This is a genomic window from Streptomyces changchenzhani (assembly GCF_039766235.1).
Lineage (GTDB): Bacteria > Actinomycetota > Actinomycetes > Streptomycetales > Streptomycetaceae > Streptomyces.
The window spans coordinates 160869-179426 of record NZ_JBDHNH010000011.1; the positions used below are offsets into that span (position 1 = coordinate 160869).

Genomic DNA, 18558 nt, shown 5'->3' on the forward strand with positions numbered 1-18558 from the left:
GTCAGCTCAGCACTCCGTCCAGAGCCGGAATCGAACCGTCCGTCAGGCCGGCGGCGAGTACGTTCCGCTTCACCTTCCAGGTGGCGGTGTGCGGCATGTGCTCCCAGGCCAGGTGCACAGGCTCCGGCAGCGCGGGCAGGTGCGCGACGGCGGCCTTCCAGGAGGCACGGTCCAGCGGCAGGTCCCGGCGGGTGCTCACCACGGGCCGTATGGTGTCGCCGACCTGGATGAAGACGGCCTCGGTCAGCTCCGGGAGCGCCTCGATGAGGGAGTCCTCGGCGGCCAGCAGACTCTCCAGGCCGTCCGTCTGGTCGAACTCTCGGTCCAGCAGGTGCACACAGCCCCAGCGGGTCTTGTAACCGATGTCCTGGAGGTTCCACCAGTCGTCCTCGCACCGCTCGTCGTACAGCTCTTGCTGGCCGACGTAGGTGAGGGCGACACCGGAGGACTTGGCCTGGATATAGCCGTTGCGGGTCCCCTCGTCCTGCGGGCGGGGCCGGATCCGGGCCTTGGTCATGCCGGGGAAGACGAAGCCGACACAACGGCCGTCCGCCTTGCGGATGTTGCGGCGGGTGTAGATCCGCATGGTGACCGGGCCGGTCTCGGTCTGCCCGTAGGACTGGATGAACAGCGGGGATCGCCGCTTGCTCGCCCCGAGCAGGGTGCGGATGCTGCGCGGGTGGATGGCGTCGAAGGTGCTCATGAAGATGCGCACCCGCTCGAAGGGGCCGTCCGGGATGCCGGCCAACTCCTCCCAGTGCAGGTACATGTTGGGGTGGGCCTCCACACAGCCCGGGCGGCACTCGGAGAGCACCTTGCGCACGCTGTCCACGTCCGCGTCGGCGAGCGGCGCGATGTCGATGCCGAGCTGGAGGGCGGTGGCCAGCGCCGCGTAGGTGCGTGCGTGCACGAACGAGATGCACATGGCGAACGTCTCGCGGTACCGCAGCAGCTTGGCCATCTGCGCCTGGGTGTTGATGGGCAGCTGCGTGCCGCGTCGCGCCGCGGCGACCAGCTTGGGCACCCCGGTGGTGCCGGAGGTGTGCGTGATCAGAGCGGGTGAGTCGTGCGGGATGTCCGGGTACGGCGGGACCTCGCCCGGCACGGTGGCGGCCAGCGAGGTCACCCCGGCCAGCTCGCCGTGCGTGAGCAGGACGGACGGGGCGTGCTCGCGCAGCGCCTCGAAGTGCTCCCCGGCGCGCGCCTGGGTGGCCGGGTCGGTGAGGAAGTGGTCCGGCTTGAGCCGGCTCATCATCGTCACCACGGTCGGCCACTCCAGGAAGGGCGCGAGCATCGCGGGAACCGCACCGACCCGGCCGATGGCGCAGGCGAGGAAGAGAATGTCGGCGTTGTGGCTCTTGAAGACGGCCACGGTGTCGCCGGGGCGCACACCCTCGGCGTACAGCCGGGCGGCTGTTTCCTCGACGAGCTCGGCGACCTGTGCGTAGGTCGGCCGCAGGCCAAGACCGGGTGCGAGGTCGAAGGGCCGGTCCAGGTAGAACAGTGAGTCGGGGTGCTTCTTCGCGGCCTGCTGGGTGATCAGACCCAGCGTGAACAGCTTCCCGGGCTTCGGCAGATCGTCGGGCAGGTACATGTGCGGTCTCCTCTCCTGGAGGGGGCTGGAGACGGTGCGGCGTCTCGGATGCGGGTGGTCGGCGTACGGCGGAGTGCGGGCACCGGGCGCCGACGGCGGTCGGGGACACGCCGTCGGCGCGGGGAGCTGATCAGCCGCCGGTAGTAGTGGCCAGCTGGGGCGCGCGCGAGAACGCGAAGGCGGCGCGGGCCGGAGCCGAGCTGCGGCCGTCGGACTCGATGCGGTCCAGGTACCACTGCACGAAGCGGCGGACCTCCGCACGGTCCACATCGAAGCGCTGGGCGCCCTCGCCGCAGGCAGACTCGGTGTTCGTCTGGTCGAAGCGCTTCCCGTTGATCATGTACGAGGCATAGAACTGGATGCCCTCGTCGAGCTTCAGGTCGATCGCGGTGAGCAGCCCCCGGTTGGAGACGAAGCGGGGCTTGCGCAGTCCGGTGAGTGCGAAGACCTCCTCGATGACCTCGCCGACCGTCGGCGAACCGTCGTTGTTGAGGTGGTAGACGGTGCTCAGCGCGCCCTCACGGCCGATGGTGACGGCGTTCCTGGCCACCAGGTCGACGGGGACGAGGTCGCACTCGATGTCCGGGTCGGCGATGATCGGGACCTGGCGGTGCTGGAGCAGGTTGCCGAACTCCTTCTCCACGGCCCTGCGGAAGCGCAGCGCGGACGAGACGAAGCCGTACATGCCGGTGAAGCTGGTGGCAGCGCCGGTGCCGGAGTGCCCGATGACGATCGACGGGCGCAGCACTCGCCACGGCAGACCGGAGCCCGCGACCTCCTGCTCGCCGATGGTCTTGGTGGCCTCGTAGACGTTGTTGGCCGAGTCGGTGTTGCCGGGGAATTCCTCGTGCATCAAGCCGGTGCGCTTGCCCGCCACGTAGGCGGTGCTGACGTGGTTGAACACCGGCTTGCCGAGGGCCTTGGCGAGCGCCAGCACATTGCGCGTGCCGGTCACGTTCATCAGGTTGATCTCGTCGGCGTGCCGGTCCTCGTACTTGAGGGAGGCGGCGACGTGCCAGAACGTGCCGGGCACTTCGCCTTCCGCGGCGGTCAGGAACCGGTCGGCGGACTCGGGCAGCGCCTCGTCCGTCATGTCACCGGCGACGGCCGTGGTGCGCTCCAGGATCGAGGGCAGCAGACCCGGGACGCCGTACATCTCGGCCGCATGGCCGAGGGCGTCGTGCAGGCGGCGGGTCGCGGCCTCGTCGTTGTCGCCGCGGACCAGGCACACCAGACGGTCGGCGGTCTGCTGGAGCAGTTCCAGCGCGAAGGCGCCGCCGACGAAACCGGTAGCCCCGGTGATGACGTGTACGGCGGGAGTGGTGGTCGCGGTCACTGTGCGGACTCCTGGGAGGTGTTGGGCGGGGTGGGGTTGTGGTGGGCGCGCAGGTGGGCCGCGATGGAGCCGACGCTTTCGAAGACCTCTGGTGGGACGTCCATGTCCCACTCGACGGACAGCTCCTCCTCGATCCGGCCGAGGAGCAGGGTGAAAGCCCAGGACTCCAGGCCGATGCTGTTCAGCGGGGTCTCGGCGAGACCCGTCGCGGGCAGGTCGGCCCGGTCGGCGACGACCTCGCGCAGCAGCGTGCAGAGCGCGGCAAGCAGCGCGTCGTCGCCCGCCAAGTCGGCGGCCGGTGCGGCGACGCTTCCGGCCGTGTCCTCGGCGGCGGGACCGTCGGCCGAGGCCGAGGCCTGGTCGTCACCGGTCTGCGGGGCCACGGCCGCCTCGCGGGCCAGGAGCGAGTCTAGGAAGCGCTGGACCCGGGCCTGGAAGCCGTCGCCGTCCTCCATGTACGGGAGGTGGCCGACGTCGTGCATCCACTCGACCTCGGAGTTCTCGATGAGCCGCCCGGCCTCCGCGCCGAGCCTCTCGTTCCACATGTCGTCCTTGTCGCCGAGCAGCAGCAGCGTCGGCTGCTTGATGGCGGCAAGGAGCTCGGGCCCGTCGGTGACCTGGGTGGCGCACTTGAGGTTGGTGAGCATCGGGTCCGGCGGGTGGATGGCGGTGAACGCCGACCGCAGCCCGAGATAGCCGGTGGTCCCCATCTCGCGCATCGCCGCCTCGCTGAAGACGACCGAGTACAGGTGGTCCCAGAGGCCCTCGGTGCCGCCCAGCGCGAGGGAGTTGATACAGGCGCGCTCGGTGGCCCGCCGCCGGATGCCGTCCGAGGGTGTGCAGGACGGGCCCGTGAGGATCAGTCCGTCCACGCGCTCCGGGTAACGGGCGGCGAAGTCCCGGCAGATGAAGCCGGAGACGGAGGTGCCGAGCAGGTGGGTGCGTTCGATACCGAGGCCGTCGAGCAGCACCCGCAGGTCCTCGACGTGGTCGTCCCAGGTCATCTCCGGGGAGACCGAGGAGGCGCCCTGGTTTCGCAGGTCGTAGGTGAGGACCCGGTTCCGCTTGGCCAGTTCGGCGGTGAAGTTGCGCCACATCGGGGCGATGATGAAGAAGTTGTTCACCAGGGTGAGGTGCGGGCCCTCGTCCCCCTGGATCTCGTAGTAGAGCTCGGTGTCATCCGAGACGCGAAGCGTGCGCTCCGCGGTATAGCGCAGGTCGAGCGTCCGTGCGCTGGTCATGGCGTTTCCTTCCAGCTCAGGCGCGCAGCATTTTTTTGAGGATCTTTCCAGCGGGGCTACGGGGCACTTGGTCGATGAACTCCAGATGCCGGGGGCGTTTGTACGGCGCGAGACGCTCGGCGAGGTGGGCCATCAGTTCAGCCCGGGTGGCGGTCGGTGCGCCGTCGGCCGTGGTGTCGTCCGCCTCGGCGGGGCCGGCGACGACGTATGCCTTCGGCACCTCGCCGTAGTCCGCGTCCGGGACACCGACCACGGCCGCGTCGCGCACCAGCGGGTGCGTGAGCAGCGCGCGTTCGATCTCGGCGGGGTACACGTTCTGCCCGGCGCGCAGGATCATGTCCTTGCGCCGGTCGACGAGGTGAATGAGTCCCGTCTCGTCGAGGCGGCCGAGGTCACCAGTGCGGATCCAACCGTCGACGGTGATCTCCTCGGTGGCGGCCGGGTTGTTCCAGTAACCGCGCATCAGCCCGGGGCCGCGCACGGTGATCTCGCCGACGGCGCCACGCGGCAGTTCCTCGCCCGCCTCGTCGAGAACCCGTACCGACATGCCAGGGATGACCCGCCCCGCGGGCAGCGGCGCGTCGGGGCCGACGACGAGGTGGTCGCCCGGACCGAGGGTGGCGAACGGGCCGCCCACCTCGGTCATGCCGTACACCTGCCGGAAGCCGCAGTCGAGCCGCTCGGTGGCCTCGGCGTGAAGCTCGGTGGGCATCGGCGCCGCCCCGTACAGCACCTCGCGCAGGGAGCCGAGGTCGGTGCTGGCCATGCCCTTGCTCTGCAGCAGGAAGCCGAGCATCTGCGGGACGAGCCAGACGTGCGTGGCACGGTGCTGCTCCATCGCCGCGAGCGCCCGCTGCGGTGTGAAGCCCGGCAGCACCACGACGGTGGCGCCCGCCGCCAGGTAGGCGAGGGTGACCGTGATGCTGCCGTGGTAGAGCGGGCAGCAGTTGACCAGCACCATGTCGTCGGCCGGCGCCGCCGCGGCGAGCCAGCCGAGTGAGATGCCGCGGAACGAGTCGTAGTCGACGGTGACGCCCTTGGCCTGCCCGGTGGTGGCTGAGGTGTGCAGGATCGCGGCGAGGTCGCTGTCGGCCACGTCCGGGAGCCGGAAGGCGTCTGCGTCCTCCACGGCGCCGGTGTCATTGGTCTGGGGGGCGGTCAGCTTCGCATACTCCGGGCCGTCCACCGCGAGGCGCAGCCGCACCGGCAGCCCAGGGTGGCGCTCCAGCAGCGCGGCCTCACCGAGGATCACGCTGACCCCGGTGCGCCGTACCATGCCAGTCACCTCGGTCGACGTCAGGCTGTGGTTCAGCGGCACGAACAGCGCGCCGAGCTTGGCCAGCGCGAAGTACGACTCGATGACCTCGATGCGGTCCAGGGAAAGGACGGCGACCCGGTCACCTTTGGAGACGCCGAGTGACGCGAGACCGAGGGCGAGCCTGGTCGTACTCTCCTCCAACTCGGCCCAGTTCACTGAGCGTTCGGCGTCAATCAGCGCCGTGCGGTCCCCGAAGCACTGCTGGTTGCGATGCAGGACCTGGCTGAGCCACATCAGGCGGCTCCCTCTGCCGCACGGCGCGCGGCGATCATGCGCTCGTAGTCGGAGATGGAGGACAGGTCGTCCATGTCTTCCGCGGTGACCTCCACGCCGGTGCGTTCCTCGATGAGCAGGATCAGGCGGACCAGGTCACCCGAGTCGACGCCGCTCGCACTGAGGTTGGCGTCGTCTGTGATCTCGCCGCCGAACTCCGTCATGCCGGTGAGTTCGACGAGCATCTCTCGTACAGTGCTCATGCGTTGCCTTTCGCTGTGGTGCCACTGAAGGTGTTGTCCCAGGCCCCGTCGCCGACGGGACAGTCGTGCACGGCCAGCGCGCCGCCGGCCGGTACGGACCAGGGCAGAAACCGGCTCGGGACGGAGCCGGCGCAGAAATCCGAGAACTCCTCGTGGGGCGGCCGATGCCGCTCGGAGAGGACCGCGAAGACCGGGTCGACGGGCTTGAACACGCCGTCCTCATCGAGGACTTCGCACCAGGCGTGCTCGGCGTCGAGCACCCCCAGGTAGCGGCCGCGGCGGGTCCGGGTGGTGAGCCCGTCCGCCTCCGCCCTGCGCTGGAGTTCCAGGGAGCAGACCGTGCAGTCCATGACCCCGAGCCGTTTGGTCTCGACCGGGTCGGTGCGCAGCTGCGGATGCATCCACTGGAAGCGGTAGGGGCCGTCGCGCAACTCGCCCACCAGCGCGTCGAAATGGTGCCGGGCGGTGGCCGAGAGCAGCGGGGCGCGCCACCCGGAGGTGGTGACCCGGCCAGTCAGACGCAGCGACGCGGCGTTCTGCACGACGAGTTCGCCGTCCTCGCGCACCGCGGGCCGCTCGCACTCCAGCGCGTCGATGCTGCCGCCGAATACCTCAGGCGTGGGCAGCGCGATCCGCCAGGTGCCGCCGGGGCACTGGGGGTTGCGGCAGCGCAGTCGCCAGTCCAGCGTCCAGTGGCGCGGCGGGGTCCAGGTGCCGGGGGTGCCCGAGGCGAACCGGAGCATCATCCGCTGCCCGGCCAGCGGGACGCTGGTGGTGGCGCCGGAGTAGAGGGCCGTGTTCGCCAAGTCGTGGTAGTCGAAGCAGAGGCCGGCGCCGGATCCCTGGTGGGCGAGGCCGCCCGCCGCGAGCCGGTCGAGGAGTTCGTCCTTGCAGCCGAGCAGTGCACGCGCCTCATCCCGGCCCACCCGCAACTCCCGGAACCGGTCCGGCATCGGCACCAACTCGCGCAGCGCCGAAAGCCAGGGTCGCAACGCGGGGTCCACACCGTTGTCCCCCTCGGGCGGCGGCGTGGCAGTGCGTGCGCGGACGTCAGAAGACATGGTGGCGCGGTCCTTCCTGGCGGGAGGGGCAGACGATGGCCGCGAGCGCTCAGCGGGGCTCGGCACGGGGACTGCGCGCCGAAGCGGCACGCACAACAGACAGAGTTCGGTACACCGCCCCGGCAATCCCTCGCCCGTCAGAAATGACGGTGTGGCGTACCCCATAGCCCTGCCGTGGATTGCGCGGTCGGTCCGGCGACCTCCTTCACCCACGGGGATGTCACGCCCTCAGCCCTGCCCCCCCGTGAAAGGGAGTTTGCGAAGTGTTGAAAAGACTGTTGAACCTGCTGGAGAGGGGACCGCGGCGTCTGCTCTGGACGGTCGGACTCCTCACGCTCGTCTGTCTGGCGGGCGGCGGATCCCAGATGGCGTCCATGACCATGGGCGTGGACGACTACGACGACTCGGAGTCGGCCGCCGTCCAGGTCCTCGAAGACGTGGAGAAGGCCACCGGCGCCAACCTCGAACAGGGCTATGTCGTCCTCGTTGAGCTGGACAAGCCCCTCGACCCCCAGTCCGCCGAGCGGCCGGAGCAGTTGCGGGACGCGGTCGACCTGATCAAGGGGCGGCCGGAGGTCACGGGCGTCGCGGACTTCGTCTCGGCCAAGAACCCCGCGATGGTACGGAAGGACGGCCGGAGCACCTACTTCGTCGCCTCCGTCAAGGGGTTCACGCCGGGCGGCGCTGTCACCAAGGCAGTCACCGAGACCCAGGACACCCTCGAAGCGGACAAGCAGCTGCGTGACAGCGTCACCCTCGGCGGCCCGACCGTCTCGAACGTCGAGGCCAGCTCGATCTCCAGCGAGGACCTCGGCAGGGCCGAGACGTTGGCCTTCCCGATCCTGCTGATCCTGCTGCTCTTCATCTTCCGTGGCGTGATCGCGGCGCTGATCCCGCTGGGCGGCGCCCTCGTCTCCATCGCCGTGGCGCTGGGCGTGCTCGGCGCGGTGATGACCGTGCTCGACCTCTCGATCTTCTCCCTCAACCTGGTGATGGCGCTCGGCATCGGCCTGTCCATCGACTTCAGCCTGCTGATCATCTCCCGCTTCCGTGAGGAGCTGCGGGCCGGTCACGACTCCCTCGGGGCCGTCGGCCGGACCATGCGCACGGCCGGCCGCACCGTCCTGTTCAGCGGCCTGACCGTCGCCGTGGCGCTGGCCTCGCTGCTCGTCTTCCCGCAGCGGTTCCTCTACACGATGGGCATCGCCGGTATCGCCACCGCCCTCGGTGCGCTGATCTTCGCGCTGATCGGGCTGCCGGCGCTGCTCGCCGTGCTGGGCGGGCGCATCAACAAGTGGGCGCCCAAGCGCTGGCAGCACACCCAGGAGCGCAGCGCGGGCAACGAGTCCGGCGGCCGCTGGTACCGCTTCTCGCACGGCGTGATGCGCCGCCCGGTGAGCGCCGCGGTGGCCGCGAGCGCGGTGCTCGTGGTCCTCGCACTGCCCGCCTTCGGCATCAAGTTCACCGGCATCGACTCCGCCTCGATGCCCGCGGACTCTGACGCGGGCCGGGTGTACGCGACGCTGGAGAAGGACTACCCCGGCTCGCTCCAGTCGCCGGTCCACCTCATCTCCAAGGCACCGAAGGACGCGGGTGCCGGTCTCACCGCCTACCGTGAGCAGCTCGCAGGGCTCGACGGCGTCGCCGCCGTGACGTCGCCGCGCCCGATCGGCGACGGCATGTGGGAGACCCAACTGGCCCTCAAGGACGCCCCGTTGTCGCTTCAGGCCCAGGACACCCTGGATGCGGTCCAGGGCGTGGACGCCCCGTACCCGACGGTGACCACCGGCAACACCGCGCTCTATGAGGCGATGATGAGCAGCCTCGGCGACCATCTGCCGCTGAGTATCGCCCTGATGTCGCTCACCACGCTGCTCATCCTCTTCGCGATGACCGGCTCAGTGGTGCTCCCGCTGAAGGCGGTCATCACCAACCTGCTCACCCTCGCCAGCACCCTCGGCCTGCTCATTTTCGTCTTCCAGGACGGCAACCTGGCGGGTCTCTTCGACTTCACCACCCAGGGCGCGCTCCAGCCGACGATGCTCATCATCCTGCTGGCGGTGGCTCTGGCGATGTCCACCGACTACACGGTCTTCCTGTTCTCCCGCATCAAGGAGGGCGTGGACCACGGGCTGCCGGACCGCGAGGCCATCGCCAGCGGCCTGGAGAAGGTCGGCCGCACGGTCACGTTGGCCGCGGTGCTCTTCTGTATCCCGATGGGCGCGCTGGTGCTGTCCCGGCTGGTCTTCATCAAGCAGCTCGGCTTCGGCACGGCCGTCTCGGTCATCATCGACGCCACCCTCGTACGCGCACTCCTGGTGCCGTCGCTGATGGCGCTGTTCGGCAAGGCCAACTGGTGGGCGCCGGGTCCGCTGCGCCGGTTCCACGAGCGCTTCTTGAGCGGACTCCAGGAGCGGGACGAGCCTGCCGCGGCCGCAGGCGCCGGACGCGAGACCGTCTCCACCGGACGGGAGGCCTGACTTGACCGCTGACACCGCGCTTGCCGAGCGCCTGGAGGAGCGCTTCGAGGAGCTGCTCCGCAACGACGAACGGGTCGAGCCGCACGACTGGATGCCGGACGGCTACCGGCGCATGCTCATACGACAGATCGGCCAGCACGCCCACTCGGAGATCATCGGCATGCAGCCGGAGGGCGCCTGGATCGCCCGCGCCCCCTCGCTGCGCCGCAAGGCCGTACTCCTTGCAAAGGTGCAGGACGAGGCGGGGCACGGGCTCTACCTCTACGCGGCGGCGCAGACCCTCGGCGTCAGCCGCGGCGAGCTGCTCGATGCCCTGCACAGCGGCAGCCAGCGCTACGCGGGCACGTTCAACCACCCGGCGCTCACCTGGGCGGACACCGGGGCCATCGCCTGGCTGACGGACGGCGCCGCCGTCATCAACCAGGTGCCGCTGTGCCGCACGTCCTACGGGCCGTACGCCCGCGCCATGCTGCGCATCTGCCAGGAGGAGACCTTTCACGTACGCCAGGGCTTCGATTCCCTGCGCGCGCTGTGCAAGGGCACGCCCGAGCAGCGGCAGATGGCACAGGACGCGGTGAACCGCTGGTGGCTGCCTGCCGTGGTGCTGATGTTCGGCCCGCCGGACACCCCGGCGAGCAAGGACCGCGCCGCCTCCTTCGGGGCGGCGCACACCAAGCGGGCCATCGCCTGGGGCATCAAGCGGCACCCCAACGACGAGCTGCGCCAGCGGTTCGTCGACATCTGCGTGCCGCAGGCCGAGGAGCTGGGCCTGAGCCTGCCCGACCCGGCCATCGGCTGGAACCCCGAACGCGGGCACTACGACTTCACGCCCGTCAGCTGGGACCAGTACCGCGAGGTGCTCTCGGACGACTCCCAGTGCGCGCGGCAGCGCCTGGTACACCGGGTCGCCGCGCACGAGGACGGCGCCTGGGTACGGGAGGCCGCCGTCGCGGCCGCCCGGCGCGAAGCGGAACGGACAACGCAGGGGGACACACCCGAGGGGGCCCGTGGGACCGCACCGGCCGCCGACCAGAGCAGGGGGACACCGTCATGAGTACGTACACGACCACGAGGGCCGAGACGCCGTGGGAGGTCTTCGTCAGAACCCGCCGCGGCCTGGGGCACCAGCACGTCGGCTCGGTACTCGGCTCCGACGCCGACCTGGCGATGGCCAACGCGCGCGATCTGTACACACGGCGCGGGGAACCGTCGTCGATCTGGGTGGTCCGCTCCTCGGACATCCGGGCCACCGCGCCGGACGAGAAGGAGCCGCTGTTCAGCAACGGCACGGGCAAGCCGTACCGGCTCTCCGAGCAGTACGCGGCCCCGGCGGGTGGAAGCGACCATGGCCACTGACACCTTGACCGCGCTGCCGGACACCTCCGTGCTGGAGAGCGACACCGCGCAGTACGCGCTCGCCCTGGGCGACGACGCTCTGATCCTCTGCCAGCGGCTCTCCGCCTGGGTGACCAGGGCGCCCTCCATCGAGGAGGACCTGGCGCTGTCGAACATCGCGCTGGACCTCCTCGGCCACGCCCGCACCCTACTCTCGTACTCCGCCGAGCTGACCGGACACGGTGACGAGGACACCCTCGCGTTCACCCGCACCGAGCGGCAATTCCGCAATGTGCTGCTCGTGGAGATCCCCAACGGGGACTATGCGCTCACCCTCGTGCGTCAGCTCTGCCTCACGCATCACACCAGGCTGCTGTACACCGCGCTCACCGATTCTGCGGACTCAGCACTCGCCGCGTTCGCCGGAAAGGCCGTCCAGGAGTCCGCCTACCACTGCATGCACGCCGAGCAGTGGACGGTCCGGCTCGGCACCGGAACCGAGGAGAGCCACCGCCGGATGCAGGCGGGCCTGGAACAGGTCTGGCCGTACACCACCGAGCTGTTCGCGACGGACGCGGTGACCGCACGGCTCGCGGCGGAAGGTGTCGCCGTTGACCCGGCGGGGCTGCGGGCGGAGTGGGACGCGGCCGTCGGCGGCGTTCTCGCCCGGGCCGGGCTGACCCTGCCCAAGACCACCTGGCACGCCCGCGGTGGCCGGGACGGCCTGCATACCGAGGGGTTCGGGCCACTGGTGGCCGAACTCCAGGCGGTGCACCGGCAGCACCCCGGAGGCACCTGGTGACGGCAGTACGCGAGCGGCTGGCTCCCGAGCAGGTACGGGAGCGAGTCTGCGCGGTGTCGGACCCGGAGCTTCCGTTGATCACTCTCGGGGAGCTGGGGGTGGTGCGTCATGTGACGACGGGCCCTGACGGGACCGTGGAGGTCACTGTCACGCCCACCTACACCGGCTGCCCCGCCATGGATACCATCGTGGCGGAGATCAGGGTCGAACTCGCCCGCTGCGGGCATCCGGACGGGCGGGTGCGGACCGTCCTCGCGCCTGCCTGGACGACCGACTGGATCACGGCCGACGGTCGGCGCAAGCTCGCCGAGAACGGTATCTCACCACCGGGCAGCCGGACCGCGCCGCTTGACCTGCGGCTCGGCACCGGCGTGGTCTGCCCGCACTGCGGCTCGACGGCCACCCGGCCGCAGAGCCCCTTTGGGGTGACGCGCTGCCAGTCCATGCTGGTGTGTCTCTCCTGCCGGGAGACCTTCGGCCACATGAAGGCGATATGACACCACGAGACGGAGCTGTCCGTACCCTCATAGAGCGAATGCAGAGCCCCGACCGGCACCGGCCGCCGGAGCCGGTCCTGACCGGACCCGGTTTCCACGCGCTGCCGGTGCACCGGGTGGACCGGCTCACCGAAACCGCCGTGGCCGTCACCCTCAAGGTCCCCGACGGGCTGGCCGCCACCTTCACCCACCGTCCCGGCCAGCACATCGCCGTACGCCACCGTCTCGGCGGCGCGGGCGCGGGCGAGGAGATCCGGCGCAGCTATTCGATTTGCGGGCCGCCCGGCTCCGCGCGGCCGGGGACGCTGCGCATCGTCGTCAAACAGCTGGGGCCGGGCGGCTTCGGTGAGTACGCCGTCACGCGGCTCACCGTGGGCGACACCCTTGAAGCCAGCCCGCCGAAGGGCAGTTTCACGCTCGCGGACCGGCCCGGCGCGCACCACGTACTGATCGGCGGCGGCAGCGGAATCACCCCACTGCTGAGCATGGCGGCCGTTGCACTGCGCGACGACCCGCAGTGCAAGGTCTCGCTCATCTACGCCAACCGCACGGCGCGCTCGACCCTCCTCGCCGAGGAGGTGACGGACCTCAAGGACCGCCACACCGGCCGGTTCTTCGTCCTGCACGTTCTGTCCGGGGAGGAGCGCGAGTCGGAGGTACTGTCCGGCCGGATCGACGCCACGAAGCTGCCGTTCCTGCTGACCGGGCTCGGCGCCGAACCGGGCGATGCCCGCACGCACTTCTACCTCTGCGGTCCGTGGGGCCTGGTGGAATCGGTGGACGAGGTGCTGCGGGAGCTGGGCGCCGTCCCGTCCCGCGTACGCAGGGAACTGTTCACGACGGACCCGGACGCACAGGACCGGACGGCCCGCCAGGACACGGCTGCGGGCGACGGCGGCGGGGCCCGGATCACGGCCAAGCTGCACGGCCGCAGCACCGAGGCCGAGATGACCCCACAGGACCCCTCGCTCCTCGCGGCGGTACTGCGGTACCGGCCGGAGACCCCGTACTCGTGCCGCGACGGTCTGTGTGGCTCGTGCCGGGCGCGGGTGGTCGACGGCAAGGTCGTACTCGCCCGGCGCTACGCGCTCACCCAGGAGGAACAGGACGCCGGCTACACGCTGCCGTGCCAGGCCCGTCCGGCGTCGGACCACTTACGGCTGGACTTCGACGCGTAAGCACACGAGGCACAAAGACTGGGCCGGAACCGCAACATGCGGTTCCGGCCCAGTCTCTTGGAGCGGGGCGTCCGGCGGCCTGTTATGCGGCGGGTTCGGGCTCCGGCGCGTCCTCGGACTCCTCCGAAGCGGCCGGGTCGGCCGGGGTCTTCACCGAGTCGAGCAGCAGCTGTGCCACGTCGACGACCGTCAGGGACTCCTTGGCCTTGCCGTCGTTCTTCTTGCCGTTGACCGAGTCGGTCAGCATGACGAGGCAGAACGGGCACGCCGTCGACACGATGTCCGGGTTGAGGGAGAGAGCCTCGTCGACGCGCTCGTTGTTGATGCGCTTGCCGATCCGCTCCTCCATCCACATCCGCGCACCGCCGGCGCCGCAGCAGAAGCCGCGTTCCTTGTGGCGGTGCATTTCCTGCTGGCGCAGGCCGGGGACGGCGGACATGATCTCGCGCGGCGGCGTGTAGACCTTGTTGTGACGGCCCAGGTAGCAGGGGTCGTGGTACGTGATGAGGCCCTCGACCGGCGTCACCGGGATCAGCTTGCCCTCGTCGATGAGGTGCTGGAGCAACTGGGTGTGGTGGATGACCTCGAACTCGCCGCCGAGCTGCGGGTACTCGTTGGCGATGGTGTTGAAGCAGTGCGGGCAAGTGGCGACGATCTTCTTCGACGCCTTCGGCTTCTTCGTCGACGGGTCCTCGTCGTCCTCGCCGTACGCCATGTTCAGCATCGAGACGTTCTCCTGGCCGAGCTGCTGGAACAGCGGCTCGTTGCCGAGGCGGCGGGCGGAGTCACCGGTGCACTTCTCGTCGCCGCCCATGATCGCGAACTTGACGCCCGCGATGTGGAGGAGTTCGGCGAAGGCCTTGGTGGTCTTCTTGGCGCGGTCTTCGAGGGCGCCGGCGCAGCCGACCCAGTAGAGGTACTCGACCTCGCCGAGGTCCTCCAGGTCCTTGCCGACGATCGGGACCTCGAAGTCGACCTCCTTGGTCCACTCCACCCGCGCCTTCTTGGCGAGACCCCAGGGGTTGCCCTTCTTCTCCAGGTTCTTGAGCATCGTCCCGGCCTCGGACGGGAACGAGCTCTCGATCATCACCTGGTAGCGGCGCATGTCGACGATGTGGTCGATGTGCTCGATGTCGACCGGGCACTGCTCCACGCACGCGCCGCAGCTCGTGCAGGACCACAGGACGTCCGGGTCGATGACGCCGTTCTCTTCGAGCGTGCCGATCAGCGGGCGCTCGGCCTCGGCGAGGGCCGCTGCGGGTACGTTCGCCAGCTGCTCATCGGTCGCCTTCTCGTTGCCCTCGGCGTCCTTGCCGCCACCGGCGAGCAGGTACGGGGCCTTGGCGTGCGCGTGGTCGCGCAGCGACATGATCAGGAGCTTCGGGGAGAGCGGCTTGCCGGTGTTCCAGGCGGGGCACTGCGACTGGCAGCGACCGCACTCGGTGCACGTGGAGAAGTCGAGGAGGCCCTTCCAGGAGAACTGCTCGACCTGGCTGACGCCGAACACCGCGTCCTCGGCCGGGTCCTCCCAGTCGATCTCCTTGCCGCCCGAAGCCATCGGTTGCAGTGCACCGAGCGCGGTGCGGCCGGAGGATTCCCGCTTGAACCAAATGTTCGGGAAGCCGAGTATGCGGTGCCAGGCGATGCTCATGTCGAGGTTCAGGCTGACCGTGATCATCCAGATGAAGGACGCGCCCAGCTTGAGCATGGCGAAGAAGTAGACCAGGGTCTCCACATTGGCGTTGCTGACGCCCTCGAAGAGGAGGGTCAGGCCGTAGGAGACGTAGTTGTCCGGGCCGTAGTCCGCGTGGTGCAGCACGCCTTCCAGGCCGCGCAGCGTCATCACCGAGAAACCGATGAGGAAGATGACGATGTCGACGAAGTAGGCGTGGGCCCGGTTCGATCCCGCGAAGCGGGACTTGCGGCCCGGCCGGGTCGGCAGGCTCAACTGGCGGATCACGAACATGATCACGATGCCGAGCGTGGTGCCGGTACCGATGAACTCGATGTACATCTCGTACGGCAGCCAGCCACCGACGACCGGCAGCTTCCAGTCCGGCTTGAACAACTGCCCATACGCGTTCAGGATCGTCAGGAACAGCGTGTAGAAGCCCAGCGCGACGAACCAGTGGGCAAAGCCCACCAGTCCCCACTGCATCATCCGCGTATGGCCCAGGAACTCCTTGACCAGCGTCACACTCCGCTGCCACGGATTGTCCAGACGATCCGCATTCTCCGGCAACGGCGCACCCAGCCGGAAGAAACGGAAGAAGTGCACGAAGGCGCGCACGAACAACGCAATGCCGACCGCGCTGAGTGTCAGCGAAACGACGATCGCTGCGAGTTGCATGGGGGCTCCTCGAACCGGTCCCGGTGGGGTTGACGGACGTAGATGTGCGAATCGCGGGCGGGCGCCCGGAGATTACCAATCGGTAACTTATCGAGCTCGCACGAGAGTACCGCCCCTCTCTGCGGCGACACACCCGTGTACGTAGTGATCTGCGTCGCTGACAACCGGGCGACGACTAGGTCGGCACCGGCTGCACCACCAACCGCTCTCTGGTCGCGGCTGGGCTCGACGCCATCGGGCGCGGCGGGAGCAATGCTCAAGACCTTTGGATCGGCCTCGGGTGGGACGTGAAAGGGCGTACCTTCCCGAGTGATCGACAGGTCACCGAGTAGGCCCGCGCTGGAACGCGGGTCGGGAAGGCACGATCGAGTCCGCCTCCCTGATCGACGACATCGGCCGTGAAGGTGCGCGGCGGATGCTTGCCTCCGCGGGCTGCCCTACGCCTCCGCCCTCGGCCTCACTTTCGGCCTGGTGGGCTACCAGCGGCAGATCAGCAAGCAGCGCGACGAGGCTCTCAGTAATTCCCCGGTGTCCTTCCTCCTCCAGGTGGAGAACGGCCTGCGGCCTACAAGCGTGATGCGCCGCCTCGCCCATCGTGCCCCCCCCGCGTGCTCGGGGCGTGACGGCGGATGGGCGCTGCCTAGAGGTCAGGGCGTTGGGTGAGGTAGTGGCTGTGTCGGCAGGGCGTCACGTCGCAGAGTCCCGCCCGCCGCTCCTGCCGGCAGCGGCACGAGCAGGTACGGGGCTGGCCGGAGGAGGGGTACACGGTGCGGTCTGTAGGAGTCTGACAACCCTATCGATACGGCGTCTTGTCGCCTGCTGGGCCCGGCTCGGTGGCCAGCCGGTGGCCGGATGCCTTTGGACAGTGCATCACGAGGTAGCAGGGGTCAACCCGTCACATGTGCTCTGATCAGGCACGACATCACCCGACGGCATCACGCGGCATCCGGCGGCATGATCGCTCACGGTCTCGTAATGCGTAGGTCTCGGGTTCGAATCCCGAAGGCGGCTCCGGAAGAACCCCAGGACTCACTCGCCGTGACCTGGGGTTTTTTCATGCCCGGGGCGTGGCGGGGTGCACGACGGGGATGTCCTGGAAGTACCTGCGTGAGCGGCATGCCGCCGTCCATCGTCAGTGCGTCCACGCGGCGAGGTGGAGTCTCCTGGCTACACCCTCTACCGGGTTGCGGGGTTCTCCGCTGCCGTAGGAGGTGTGCCGAGCGCCCGCTGCACGGCGGCCGTGCAGCGAGTCCGACTTAGAGGGTGTCTCACGTGGCAAGTTTCGCGAGCTTCTTGTAGCAGGTCAGGGCGGCGGCGGCCAGGCTGAGGAAGGCGAGGAAGTGCGAGCCCTTTCGTTCGTATCGGACGGTGAGGCGGCGGTAGCCGAAGAGCCAAGCGATCGACCGTGCGATCTTCCAGCGGTGCCGACCGAGGCGTTCGCCGGACTCGATGCCGGGCCGCGCGATGCGCGCGACGGGCCCGCGCTCGCGCAGCCAGGCCAGGTGTTCGGCGGAGAAGTACGCCTTGTCCGCGCGGAGTTTGACGGGTCGGCGCCGCCGTGGTCCCCGGCGGGACCGGACGGCGGGTATGCCGCGGATGAGCGGCTTGAGGGCGAGGCCGTCGTGCATGTTCGCGCCGGACACGGCGACGGCGAACGGGATGCCCTGGGCATCGGACAGCACGTGCAGCTTGCTGCCCTTCTTGCCGCGATCGACCGGGTTCGGCCCGGTCAGCGATCCCCCCTTTTGGCGCGAACGGAGGCCGCGTCGACGATCGCCGAGGTCCAGTCCACCTCGCCCCGGGCCCCGAGTTCGTCCAGCACCGCCCGGTGCAGCCGACGCCACAGGCCGGCCTCGGTCCATACCGTGAAGCGGCGATGCGCGGTGGCGGGCGACGTGTCGAACGTCGGCGGCAGATGCCGCCAGGCACAGCCGCTGGTCAGCGCGTACACCACTGCCGTGAACACGGCCCGCTCGTCACACGGTGCGGTCCCACCACCTTGCGGACGAGCAGCGAACGACGGCAGCAACGGGGCGGCCAGCTCCCAGAGTTCATCAGGAACCAGACGCTTCGATAGATCAGCACCCACGACCGGCATCATGCCGCACGAACATCAAAGTCACGTGAGACAACCTCTAAGCCTTGATTGGTGCGGCCGACCTGGCGGCCTGCTCGATCTTCGCGCAGTAGGCTGCACGGGCTTCCTCGTCGATCTGCTGCTCGTGTTCGGCGCGCAACCCGGTCCGGCCGTCGAGGCCCTCGCGCAGGATATCGGCGTGCCCGGCATGCCGGATGGATTCGCCGAGGACATGGACCATGATGGCGAACAGGTTCGTGTTGGGATGGGGCTCCGGCCACCACGGCACGTGGCCGGGGGTGTCGAGGGGAAGCTCGTTGATCGTCGCGTCCGAGTGTTCCCACGTGCGCCGGTAGAACCCGATGATCTGATCGCGGGTCTCGTCCTCGGTCGCCCACAGATCGCTGCCGTTGTAGTCCTGCCACCGGCACAGCGGTTCCGGGGAAGGGCGGTCGAAGACCTCGCCGAAGTACCTGGCCTCGACGGTGGCCACGTGTTTGACCAGGCCGAGGAGGTTGGTCCCGGTCACTGTCAAAGGTCGGCGGGCGTCGTATTCGGACAAGCCGTCGAGTTTCCAGAGCAGCGCCTTGCGGTCCCGCCGCAGTCTCCCGTGCAGGTTGTCCTTCGCGAATTTATCGATCATGCGGCATGAGCCTGCCATGGGCTGCTCGTGGTCTCAAGATCCGTACGTGGTCCGCAACGACTGGCAGAGCCGAGGCCTGGCCATGGCCGCCGCCCTGACCTGCTACAAGAAGCTCGCGAAACTTGCCACGTGAGACAACCTCTTACCACAGCGCCTTCCACGTACAAACT

16 protein-coding genes are annotated in these 18558 nt (G+C 69.3%); 7 read left to right on the forward strand and 9 right to left on the reverse strand.

Annotated features, from left to right (window positions below):
- Position 1: 1 nt before the first annotated feature.
- From ABCR94_RS30915 to ABCR94_RS30940, 6 genes are all read right to left on the reverse strand, one after another.
- A complete protein-coding gene (locus ABCR94_RS30915) occupies positions 2 to 1594 on the reverse strand; it encodes an AMP-binding protein (protein ID WP_347123852.1) in 1593 nt (530 codons plus the stop codon).
- Positions 1595 to 1724: 130 nt separating this feature from the next.
- A complete protein-coding gene (locus tag ABCR94_RS30920) occupies positions 1725 to 2930 on the reverse strand; it encodes an SDR family oxidoreductase (RefSeq protein ID WP_347123853.1) in 1206 nt (401 codons plus the stop codon).
- Complete coding sequence (locus ABCR94_RS30925; protein ID WP_347123854.1) at positions 2927 to 4171, reverse strand: alpha/beta fold hydrolase; 1245 nt, start codon at positions 4169 to 4171, stop codon at positions 2927 to 2929. Before ABCR94_RS30925 ends, ABCR94_RS30920 begins: the two co-directional genes overlap by 4 nt.
- A gap of 16 nt (positions 4172 to 4187) precedes the next feature.
- On the reverse strand, positions 4188 to 5723 hold the full coding sequence (locus ABCR94_RS30930) for a class I adenylate-forming enzyme family protein (RefSeq protein ID WP_347123856.1): 1536 nt from the start codon (positions 5721 to 5723) through the stop codon (positions 4188 to 4190).
- The gene (locus ABCR94_RS30935; RefSeq protein WP_347123858.1) at positions 5723 to 5965 is read right to left on the reverse strand and encodes an acyl carrier protein; all 243 of its coding nucleotides are present in this window, start codon (positions 5963 to 5965) and stop codon (positions 5723 to 5725) included. The genes ABCR94_RS30930 and ABCR94_RS30935 overlap by 1 nt, the downstream gene beginning before the upstream one ends.
- A complete protein-coding gene (locus ABCR94_RS30940; RefSeq protein WP_347123860.1) occupies positions 5962 to 7026 on the reverse strand; it encodes a class-II aminoacyl-tRNA synthetase family protein in 1065 nt (354 codons plus the stop codon). Before ABCR94_RS30940 ends, ABCR94_RS30935 begins: the two co-directional genes overlap by 4 nt.
- A gap of 263 nt (positions 7027 to 7289) precedes the next feature.
- On the opposite strand from ABCR94_RS30940, the gene ABCR94_RS30945 reads away from it, so the two are divergent.
- From ABCR94_RS30945 to ABCR94_RS30970, 6 genes are read left to right on the forward strand one after another with little or no spacing between them, the layout of a single operon-like run.
- Entirely contained in the window at positions 7290 to 9506 is a 2217-nt protein-coding gene (locus ABCR94_RS30945; protein WP_347123861.1) for an MMPL family transporter, read from the forward strand.
- A gap of 1 nt (position 9507) precedes the next feature.
- On the forward strand, positions 9508 to 10560 hold the full coding sequence (paaA, locus tag ABCR94_RS30950) for a 1,2-phenylacetyl-CoA epoxidase subunit PaaA (RefSeq protein WP_521978215.1): 1053 nt from the start codon (positions 9508 to 9510) through the stop codon (positions 10558 to 10560).
- On the forward strand, positions 10557 to 10862 hold the full coding sequence (gene paaB, locus ABCR94_RS30955) for a 1,2-phenylacetyl-CoA epoxidase subunit PaaB (protein WP_347123863.1): 306 nt from the start codon (positions 10557 to 10559) through the stop codon (positions 10860 to 10862). Before paaA ends, paaB begins: the two co-directional genes overlap by 4 nt.
- Positions 10852 to 11643: a 1,2-phenylacetyl-CoA epoxidase subunit PaaC gene (gene paaC / locus ABCR94_RS30960; RefSeq protein ID WP_347123864.1), complete on the forward strand. Its 792-nt coding sequence runs from the start codon at positions 10852 to 10854 to the stop codon at positions 11641 to 11643. Before paaB ends, paaC begins: the two co-directional genes overlap by 11 nt.
- Positions 11637 to 12140, forward strand: a complete 504-nt coding sequence (gene paaD / locus ABCR94_RS30965; RefSeq protein ID WP_521978269.1) for a 1,2-phenylacetyl-CoA epoxidase subunit PaaD — start codon at positions 11637 to 11639, stop codon at positions 12138 to 12140. The genes paaC and paaD overlap by 7 nt, the downstream gene beginning before the upstream one ends.
- Before the next feature lie 38 nt (positions 12141 to 12178).
- Positions 12179 to 13318, forward strand: coding sequence for a 2Fe-2S iron-sulfur cluster-binding protein (locus ABCR94_RS30970; protein WP_347123866.1), 1140 nt, complete (start codon positions 12179 to 12181; stop codon positions 13316 to 13318).
- A gap of 82 nt (positions 13319 to 13400) precedes the next feature.
- Here the strand turns inward: ABCR94_RS30970 and ABCR94_RS30975 are convergent, their stop codons facing one another.
- The 3 genes from ABCR94_RS30975 to ABCR94_RS30985 all read right to left on the reverse strand — a co-directional run bounded on the left by ABCR94_RS30975 (position 13401) and on the right by ABCR94_RS30985 (position 18388).
- A complete protein-coding gene (locus ABCR94_RS30975) occupies positions 13401 to 15668 on the reverse strand; it encodes a (Fe-S)-binding protein (RefSeq protein WP_347123868.1) in 2268 nt (755 codons plus the stop codon).
- 1268 nt (positions 15669 to 16936) lie between these two features.
- A protein-coding gene (locus ABCR94_RS30980) for an IS5 family transposase (protein ID WP_521978218.1) occupies positions 16937 to 17757 on the reverse strand; the annotation gives its coding sequence in 2 pieces (ribosomal slippage) (positions 16937 to 17415 and positions 17415 to 17757; 822 coding nt in all).
- 46 nt (positions 17758 to 17803) lie between these two features.
- Positions 17804 to 18388, reverse strand: a complete 585-nt coding sequence (locus tag ABCR94_RS30985; protein WP_347123870.1) for a DinB family protein — start codon at positions 18386 to 18388, stop codon at positions 17804 to 17806.
- Here ABCR94_RS30985 and ABCR94_RS30990 point away from each other — a divergent pair.
- The gene (locus ABCR94_RS30990) at positions 18387 to 18521 is read left to right on the forward strand and encodes a hypothetical protein (protein ID WP_347123872.1); all 135 of its coding nucleotides are present in this window, start codon (positions 18387 to 18389) and stop codon (positions 18519 to 18521) included. The two genes, ABCR94_RS30985 and ABCR94_RS30990, sit on opposite strands and share 2 nt — an antisense overlap.
- Positions 18522 to 18558: the final 37 nt, after the last annotated feature.